The 9,392-nt window shown below is 50.8% G+C and carries 7 protein-coding genes; 3 read left to right on the top strand and 4 right to left on the bottom strand.

The genetic code is table 11. The features are described from left to right. Positions 1–71: 71 nt before the first annotated feature. Positions 72–503, bottom strand: coding sequence for an MAPEG family protein (locus tag RSA72_RS12770; RefSeq protein ID WP_332623429.1), 432 nt, complete (start codon positions 501–503; stop codon positions 72–74). 849 nt (positions 504–1,352) lie between these two features. Here RSA72_RS12770 and ruvC point away from each other — a divergent pair. Continuing rightward, positions 1,353–1,898, top strand: coding sequence for a crossover junction endodeoxyribonuclease RuvC (ruvC, locus tag RSA72_RS12765; protein WP_332623427.1), 546 nt, complete (start codon positions 1,353–1,355; stop codon positions 1,896–1,898). Between the two features lie 81 nt (positions 1,899–1,979). On the opposite strand, the gene RSA72_RS12760 is transcribed toward ruvC, so the two are convergent. The 3 genes from RSA72_RS12760 to RSA72_RS12750 form a co-directional block, all read right to left on the bottom strand. Further along, on the bottom strand, positions 1,980–4,784 hold the full coding sequence (locus RSA72_RS12760) for an ImpA family metalloprotease (protein WP_332623426.1): 2,805 nt from the start codon (positions 4,782–4,784) through the stop codon (positions 1,980–1,982). Positions 4,785–5,039: 255 nt separating this feature from the next. After that, positions 5,040–5,177, bottom strand: a complete 138-nt coding sequence (locus tag RSA72_RS12755) for a hypothetical protein (RefSeq protein WP_332623425.1) — start codon at positions 5,175–5,177, stop codon at positions 5,040–5,042. Beyond that, positions 5,161–6,618, bottom strand: coding sequence for an NAD(P)H-hydrate dehydratase (locus tag RSA72_RS12750; RefSeq protein ID WP_332623423.1), 1,458 nt, complete (start codon positions 6,616–6,618; stop codon positions 5,161–5,163). The genes RSA72_RS12755 and RSA72_RS12750 overlap by 17 nt, the downstream gene beginning before the upstream one ends. Positions 6,619–6,639: 21 nt before the next feature. Between RSA72_RS12750 and queG the strand changes: the two genes are divergently transcribed. Beyond that, positions 6,640–7,731 carry a tRNA epoxyqueuosine(34) reductase QueG gene (queG, locus tag RSA72_RS12745; RefSeq protein ID WP_332623422.1) on the top strand — a complete coding sequence of 364 codons (1,092 nt, stop codon included), beginning with the start codon at positions 6,640–6,642 and terminating at the stop codon, positions 7,729–7,731. Positions 7,732–8,021: 290 nt separating this feature from the next. Beyond that, positions 8,022–9,011 (top strand): biotin synthase BioB, encoded by a 990-nt coding sequence (gene bioB, locus RSA72_RS12740; RefSeq protein ID WP_332623421.1) that lies wholly within the window; start codon positions 8,022–8,024, stop codon positions 9,009–9,011. The last annotated feature ends 381 nt before the right edge of the window (positions 9,012–9,392 follow it).

The following is a 9,392-nucleotide window of genomic DNA, read 5'->3' as shown; positions in this document are numbered from 1 at the left end:
GAATGGCCAAAAAGTTAAGGAATTTATTGTAAAATCCCTTAACTGATCAGCATTAAAGCCTGCCCCAGCATTTATAAATGCTGCCAGGCTGGCATTGTGGCATTAATGGCCATAACCAATAAACAGATTATTCCAACTGTATAAAAAACTGTACGCCACGGCTGAATCGCGCGGAGATAAGCAGCCGTATGCAGAATTCGGGCAACTGTAAAAATGCAGAACAGCCATAGCGTAAGCTCCGGAGCGGCATTTAAAGCCACGCAAAGCCCGCCCAGCACCCAAAATAGAGGAATATTCTCCAAATCATTTGCCCATGCCTGCCCCGCTCGGGCAACTTGCGGAAGCTCTGCCGCCTGCGCAGCCACGCTCACAAAATCAGCATCTTCAATATTTTTAAAAGCTTTATTTTTAATCCGGTAAAACCCTTGATAGCAGGATATTGCGAACATTTTAATAAAAAGCGCCACAACACATAATGCATATACATACAGAAGATTATTCATACCGCCCCATTTATTTCACATCTAAAATAGACGTCTTTCATTAATTATCATTACCCTGCGCATAGGCTAAGGCATGAGCAAGCCCTCCGCTTAAGCCTGTTGAGTGTATAAGACTTCATTGAATGATTTGCTTTTGTTTTTAAACTTTCAGCAGCGGCCGCAGCAAATGCCCAGCCCGGAAATGCTGCATATAGCTAATTGCCTAAATAGCTATTACATATAATGAAAGCATATTTTATGGGAGATTATGTGTGATACGGATTTCAAAACTCAGCTATATAATGGCTAAGTTTTTTTAAACGACTCCGCGAAAATCCCTTCAGCTTCGAGTTCCATAGACCCTTGTGTCAAATAAAATTTGGATACATGAGTGCGGCATGGATGCCGCACGTTGCCCATCCCTTGCGCTGCATTTTAAAGCAGTGCTTAAAACTGGCTCAGGATGCCGTGTATGGGCAACAAAAGACTTTTGCCGACTTTGGGTCTTTCCAAAGTCGGGACTTGCCTGCGCAAAGGCATCTAAATTTCTAAAGGAAAAATGAGGCAGTGCAAGCGCTATTGTTAATTTCTGAAAATAGTTAATGCGGCTAAAACCTCGTGAAATCATCTTTTATAGGAAATTATTCGTAATACAGACTTTAGAATTTAGCTGTAGAATGAAGCTGGCGCGGGCGCTTTCCTGCGATTTGACTGAACCGCATCAGCAGGCGCTGAAAAATTCACGTTTAAGTCATTGTTTTCTATATCTTCTTAAAATCTATTTCACGCTGCTGAAAATGCAAAATTTTACACACAAAATAATAATAAAATCATATAATTAGATCTGTTTATAATTTTCAAAGTGCTGTCATGTCATTAATTATCGGTATCGACCCGGGTTCCCGCCTTACAGGCTACGGCATTATTGAACATGAAGGCTCTAAGCTGCGTTTTGTCGACGCAGGAACCATCCGCACCGAAACTGCAGAAATGCCTGAGCGCTTAAAGCGTATTTTTGCGGGGGTTGAACGCATTGTTAAGTTTCACGGCCCGACTCAGGCCGCGGTTGAACAGGTGTTTATGGCGCAAAACCCGGATTCAGCCCTAAAGCTGGGGCAGGCCCGCGGGGCAGCGATTGCCGCTTTAACCAATTTGGATTTGCAGGTGGCTGAATATACCGCGCGCCAGATTAAGCAGTCTGTGGTCGGCTACGGCGCTGCCGATAAAGAGCAGGTGCAGATGATGGTGATGAAGCTGCTGAATTTAAGCATCCGCCCGCAGGCGGATGCTGCCGATGCCTTAGCGGCGGCCATTTGCCACGCGCATGCTTCCGGCAGCATGAGCAAACTGGCTGTGCTGAATGCCTTGGGCGGCATGGCGCGCGGACGCAGCCGGGCCAGTTCACGGCGGCGCTAAGCCCTCAAGGCTTGAATTTCCCAGTAAAAAGGCAGCTTTATTAAAAGCTGCCTTTTGCATTTACGGCTAAGCCAGAAAAACTCAATAAGGATAGGCAGCCACCGGGCCGGCCGCTGGAAGCGTTAGCCAAGTCCCCTCATTCAAATGATTTGACCTGTTGACCGGCTGAGCATAGAAATTCAAGGGCGCCATCGGCAATTGCAGCATCGCAACCGATGCATGCGCAGTTTCTGTCACAGGCACGCCGTAAAGCCTGAACATTTCTTTTAAGTCATAGCCCATAATTTTTGAGCTGAGCACATAAATCATGTCCGGACGGCTCAGGTTTTTCGCTGTGAATGCGCCTAAGCCTAATTTATATTTGTCTTCTGCAGCTGTCGGTTTAGCAAAATCCATTTGATTGTAAAGGCGCTGCGAAATATTCAGCAAGCGCATAAACTCATACACGCCTTGCAGGTCCGGCTGTGATTTGCCTTGATGCAGCCGGGTATAATTATAAGCCAGCTGCATGTGAAACGCCTGCTTGACGTTGTCATCGCCTTGCCATAGGCGTTTTTCCATCTCGGTGCGCAGCGCTTCTCCGCTCAATCCAGTATTGCGGTTATCTTTAATATTGCCGTATAGCCGCGGATGGTGGAAGTTAGCACCATTGCTGTCTAAAGCGTAAATTTCATATTTGCGCAGCATGCTTAAGCCTGCCAAAATATTGTTATTGCATTCGGTGCCGCAGCCGATGGTGTTCCCGCTCTCAGCCGACGGGAATGTCATGGTCAGCACGCCTTGAACCGTGTTGTGCCCAAGCTCATGTGCCCAGCCCCAGCCGATATCCAGCCCGGCCGCGCCGTCAGAAGGGTTGCCTGAGCACAGGAAACCGCAGGCTGCCAGCCAGCCGACAAAATGCTGCACATTCGGCGCGCGGTGAACCTCACCTGTGCAGTCCCAGCCTAAAGCGCTGCAGGACTGCTGGGTGCTGCTGTCCAGCGGCATATTGCGGTAGCCGTTGGCCATATGGTTGCTGTCAAAAATAACTGTCTTAATTCTTTCAATATACGCATCCGGCGTTAAACTGCCCATCGCTTTGAGCGCATAAGGCGTAATCTGCTGAATTTCACCGCCGGTAAACTTAAAGGTATTCCAGCCAAATTCCCGGCTTTGCAGGCTTGCGCTGGCCGCATTCATATCGGCAGCGGTCATCGGTTGGGTAAAGTCAAAATGCGCGTATTTTGCGCTGCCTTTGATTTTCAAGGTGACGGTGCTGCCCGCCGTCGCATTGCTGTAATTCAGCATCAGCGGCCCGCCAAATGGGCTGATGAATTTATTATCCGCCCCCGCATTCAGCTTTACGCTGAAACTGTTTGGGCGCAGCGGGCGCTTATAGCCGCTGTCATCAAATGGGCTGCCCCAAGTGCGGATATGGCTGGTCTGCACCGCCATGCTTGCGCCCTGCGCATCCGCAATCTGAATATCCACGGCTTTTGCAGGAATGCTGGCGCGGCCAATTGCGGTTACGCCGCTGCTTTGCGGAATTGTCACCGTGATGGTTTCCCAATCACCGCTGACTGCCATGCCTTGCGCAGTGGCGGGCATATAATCGCCAGCCCCTGTTTTAGATGCTGTGGCTGTACTGCGGCTGTAATCCAGCCAAGCATCTGAAGCATAGGTCTGCATAAAGGTGAGCGGATTGCTGTTTTTACTTAAACCCGTGTAGTTTACGGATGGGCGCCATAAGTCTGCAATGAGCACCAATGCCTTTAATACCGTGTTGGCATTATCTGCGCTGAATGCAGACCGCCCCTGAGCGTTCAAGCCCTGCAGCGCGCTTGAATGGGTGCGGATGCTTTGAATGAGGGCATTGCTGCTGCTGAGTTCGCCCAAAGCCGCCGATGCAGGATCAATAAAGTACTGCAGGGTTTGAATCAAGTCATCCACCTGATTTATCCGCTTCCAGCGCTCCTCAATACTCATGGAATTTGCAATCAGCAGCGTATTTGGATCACGGAAATAGTTGTGATCTGACTGAATGCCTATCGCATTGAAAACTTTCTGCGTATTGCTTCCAACATCCCAGTAAGAGGCCTGAAAGTAAAGCGGCTTGCCTGCGCTTAAGTATTGATCAATAAGTTCCTGATCAAACTTTTCAGACTCAATGCTCTGACCAAGAACAATCAAATCAATATCTTGCCAGCAGCTATTGGCAGAATCCAGCACATTGCAGGATGAGATGTTGACTGCAGCGCCTAATTTTTCTTCAAGATAGCGCTTCGCGTTCGCAGCGTTTGTGCCTTTCACCGCGACATTCAGTGACTTCTTCAGCTCTTGATGCGCATCGCCGGCAATCAGCCAGCGCAGGCTGTTATTCATCACTTCAGTAAATTGCGTGAAGCCGGCGTCATTGCTTAAAATTTTGCCAAACATCTCCTGGCCGTAAGCCAAAGCGCGCCCTTGGCCAATTTTGGCTGCAACGCCCAAACCGCAGCCTTTGCCGGCCTGCAGGCTGGAAGGCGAGCCGCAGGCGCCATCCGCCATGGCAAATGGCATGCCGGCGCTTAAATCGGTAGGATAAAGATTCAATGATGCGCGCGGCGGCGCCTGTAAAGATGGCTGCAGCATCTCACCGGCGGCATTGCGATACAGAGCGCCTAACAGATTTTTCTGCCAATAGCGCTGCTGTTCTGCCGTACTGAGCGCCCATTTAAGCAGCGCCGCCTGATCCTGCTGCGTCAGGCTGGCTGCGCTGCCTGTGCTTAAGGCCGCGCTGATGCGGGCATTGATGAGATCTTCAGGCTTTGAGGCGGGCGGAACGGCTTCCGTCCATGAATCACTGGCGGATTCCCCGCCTCCGCCACCGCCGCCCCCGCAGGCAACAAGTCCTATTGATAATGACACCGTCAATAGCGCATTTCTGAATGCTGAAGCGCGTGCAGTCACAATGATTCCCCAATACAAAGTCAAAAAACAACGGCATTCTGTTGCAGATGCCGTAAATAATATGCCGAGATTATAAAGCTGAAAGAAATGAATGCGAGCTGTATTTTTAATATAACCAATTGTTTTTTAATTTAATTATTTTGCAAAAAACTTATTTAATGTGATGTGTTTCGGGCTAATGCGGATTTATTTTAAATGCGCCCCATCTTCAGGTCAGGCAGATTCGCACAGCCGGCGCTGCGGGAAAGCAACGCTCAGCGGTATTTGAAAGCCGGTTAAATTCAGTTCCAGCCAATCCAAGGCCGTTTGCTCAATCTTCAGCATAGCGGCGGTTTTACTGATTGACCGCATGATATACAGCCTGCGCCATATCCTGCGCCTGCAGGCCGCGCATGCCGTTCTGCGCCAGATAGTCGCCCGCCAGCGCATGCAGCGTGACAATTTCATGCAGATGGATCGCTTGATGAAACTGGCCCTTTAAGCTGGCAATCATCCCGGCCAGCACATCGCCCATGCCGCCTGTGCCCATGCCGGCATTGCCCGCAGTGCAGATCCACAGCCGGTCTTCCAGAATCAGGCTGCCTGCGCCTTTCAGCACCCATTGCCCGGCATATTTCTGCTGCAGCTGCTGAACCGCCTGCACGCGGTCTGCTTCCACCTCCTGCACAGCAATATTCAGGAGTTTTGCCGCCTCGCCGGGATGCGGTGTCGCATAAGTCTGTGCTTTTAAAGTTTCCGGCTGCTGCGCCAGAAACCATAGCGCATCCGCATCCAGCACAGTTTCCAAGGCAGACTGCTGAATTAGAGGAAACCAGTGCTGAAACTGCTGCTCTGCCCAGTCATCTCGCCCTAAGCCCATGCCGAAACTGACGGCATCGACATGCTCAATTAAAGCCTGAATTTCCTGCAGTGACAGCGCATTGATGTCGCGCAGCATGATGTTCGGCGCACGGGACAATATCGCGGTGTGGTGCCTGGCGTCGCAAGCCACGGTGACTTTTCCGGCGCCGGCATGAAAGGCCGCTTCCGCCGCCATAATCACCGCGCCGCCCATTTCGGCATGGCCGCCGGCAATCAGCACATGGCCATAGCTGCCTTTATGGCCAAACGCCTGGCGCTTGGGCAAAGAAACTGCAGCGGGCGAAAGCTGCGCCATCGGCTGCAGTTCAGCATCCGCGGGAATGCAGTCAATAAGCTGAAGCTGGCCGCAGAACTCCTTGCCCTGTCCGGTAAACAAGCCGGCTTTCAGGCCTAAAACCGTCAAGGTGTGATCCGCCTTGACCGCGCTGGGCAAAGGCTGGCCCGTATTAGCATTCAGGCCGCTGGGAATATCGATGGCGATTTTCAGGCCGGGCTGCACGTTGATGCTTTCAATCACCGCCTGCCATTCCGCATTCAGCCCGCGGTTTAAGCCGATGCCAAACAGCGCATCTATATATGCATCATATTTTTTCTGGAATGCAAAGCCGGATCTGATCTGTACGCCCGCCTGCCGGGCTTCCTGTTCCGCGCGGCGCAGATCCTGCGAAGCGCCCAATTCGGCCGCATAAACATCCACCTGAAAGCCCGCCTGGCTGAGGTATTTCGCCGCCAGATAGCCATCACCGGCGTTATTGCCCTGCCCGCAGCACAGCGCAATTTTATCTATGCCTTGCTGCTTGAACATGGCAATCAGGCGCTGGGCAATTGCCCATGCAGCCTGCTTCATCAGGCCATAAGCGCTGTTTTGCTGGCTAAACCAGCGCTGTTCCCATGCTTGAATATCGCGGCTATGATAAACTGGCTGCTGCATTCCTGTTCCTTCCAATGTTTTATGGCAACACCCGATCAAGCAAAAATTCAGCTCAATCAAGACGATCCTGAGGCCCTTAAGGCATGGATCAAAGCTCAAGCTTTGGCTTTGGGTTTTGCTGATTGTGTCATTGCCAAACCGGATGCTCAAGCGGAATTGCCGCGCTTTAAGGAATATTTAAAGCGCGGCTATCACGGCGACATGAAGTTTCTGGAAGAAAATTTAGACAAGCGCGCTGACCCGACTTTGCTCATTCCCGGCACCAAAAGCATTATTTGCGTGCGCATGGACTATCTGGTTGAAACGCCCAAGCCGCGCTATGTGCCCTTTGAGCCGGACGCCGCCATTATTGCCCGCTACGCCCGCGGCCGCGATTACCATAAAACCATGCGCGGACGCCTAAAAACGCTGGCGGCCAAAATACGTGAAAAAGTGGGCCAGTTTGAATCGCGCCCATTCGCCGACTCTGCTCCGGTTTTTGAAAAATCCCTGGCGGAAAATGCCGGCATGGGCTGGACAGGCAAGCACACTCTGCTGATTCATAAAAAATCCGGCTCCTTTTTTGTCTTGGGTGAGCTGTTCACCTCTTTGGAGCTGCCCTTTGACAGCCCCGCTACCAAGCATTGCGGCTCATGCACGGCCTGCATTGACATTTGCCCAACGCAGGCGATTGTTGAGCCTTACATGCTGGATGCGCGCAAATGCATCGCCTACCTAACCATTGAATATAAAGGCATCATTCCGGAAGAGCTGCGCCGGGGCATCGGCAACCGCGTCTTCGGCTGCGACGACTGCCAGCTGATTTGCCCGTGGAACGGCTTTGCTAAAAAAACCGCCATTGAAGACTTCAATCCACGGCATAATTTGGACAATATCACCCTGCTGGATTTATGGCAGTGGGATGAAGCCGCTTTTTTAGCCTGCACAGAAGGCAGTCCAATCCGGCGCACCGGCTATCAAAGCTTTATGCGCAATATCGCCATCGGCCTGGGCAATGCCGGCTATTCAGCGCAAATTATGCAGGCCCTGCAGCAGAACCGCGCGCGGCATGATGAGATTGTGCAAGTCCATATTGACTGGGCGGTTGCGGAACAATTAAGCAAGATAAAATAATCCGGCGTTTTCGGCGCATTTCCGCAGCCTATTCCAGTTCTTGGTCAAGTTTGCAAGATTTCACATAGAAGCCCGCCTATTCACAGCAAAGTTAATATTCACTCAAACAACTTTGCAGGCATTATTCAGAAAAAATAGGCGAGTTTGCAACTAAATTACGATCTTATATTTTTAAATCATTTAGGGCTTTAATCGAGAGATACTATCAATATTGACATTTTATGCCTTTGGCTTTGCCATGATTTCTGTATGATAAATAGCATGAAACAACAATGATGATGGAAGCAATCATGACTTTACGTAATGACTGGACGCGCGAAGAGATTCAGGCCCTGTACGAACAGCCTTTTTTAGATTTAGTTTTTGAAGCGCAGCGCGTGCACCGCGAACATTTTACCGCCAATGCCATTCAGGTCAGCACGCTGCTGTCGATTAAAACCGGCAAATGCCCGGAAGACTGTAAATACTGCTCGCAGTCGGCGCGCTACGATTCCAACCTTGAAGCGGAAAAGCGCATTGCCGTTGATAAAGTCATTTCAGAGGCAAAAGAAGCCTTAGAATCAGGCTCTTCACGCTTCTGCATGGGCGCAGCCTGGCGCAATCCGCACGAGCGCGATATGCCTTATGTGCTGGAAATGGTGCGCGAAGTCAAGTCACTCGGCTTGGAAACCTGCATGACTTTAGGCATGCTGAATCAGTCTCAGGCGGAGCGCCTGAAAGACGCCGGCCTGGATTACTACAACCATAATCTGGACACTTCCCGCGAATATTATTCACATATCATCAGCACGCGCACTTTTGATGACCGCCTGAATACGCTTGATCATGTGCGCCAAGCCGGCATGAAAGTCTGCAGCGGCGGCATTGTCGGCCTTGGCGAAAACCGCCAAGACCGCATCGGCCTGCTGCAGGAACTGGCGACTTTGCCGATTCATCCGGAATCTGTGCCAATCAACATGCTGGTGCCGATTGACGGCACGCCGCTGGCGGATGTGGAGAAACTGGATGTCACCGAATGGATCCGCACCATTGCCGTTGCGCGCATCATCATGCCGCACAGCTATATCCGCCTGTCTGCCGGCCGTGAATCGCTGTCTGACTCAGATCAGGCGCTGGCCTTTATGGCGGGCGCAAATTCGCTGTTCTCCGGCGAGAAACTGCTGACAACGCCAAATGCCGGCGAAGGCAAAGACAAGCAGCTGTTCCAGAAATTAGGACTGGTTGCGGAAAAAGCCAAGCCGAATGCCGCGCAGCTTTCTATAGATGCTATGGCCAGCTGACTGCTGCCGGCATAAAAAAGCCCCGCATTTACGCGGTAATGCTGATCAGTTAAGGAGTTCTACAATAAGCTCCTTAACTTTTGAGCCATTCACGGCGGAGTCTTACCGTTTTTAAATCGATTTTTTGGAGCTCGTTTTGTTCCTTGCGAAACAGTGTTTCTCATTTGCCAAATGAGAAGCGAAGCTTCGCAAGGAAAGCATCTTGCGGCGCAGTGCGCCTCACCGCGAAACCTGTTCACTTTCTGCGCTTAAAAATTTCTTTTGCAAAAAAAATCCATTTCAAAGACCACCGCTTCGCCTTGCGCTTCGAATAAAGCAGTGCTTTGTTTTGCCGCTTCGCCTTGCGCTTCGAATAAAAGCAGTGCTTTTATTCTTGCTCAG

Origin of the sequence: Acinetobacter sp., assembly GCF_036659555.1 — a bacterium.
In the GTDB taxonomy this organism is placed as follows: Bacteria; Pseudomonadota; Gammaproteobacteria; order Pseudomonadales; family Moraxellaceae; genus Acinetobacter.
Note: the sequence above shows the minus strand (reverse complement) of the source record. Positions and strands in the feature narration are given on the sequence as shown.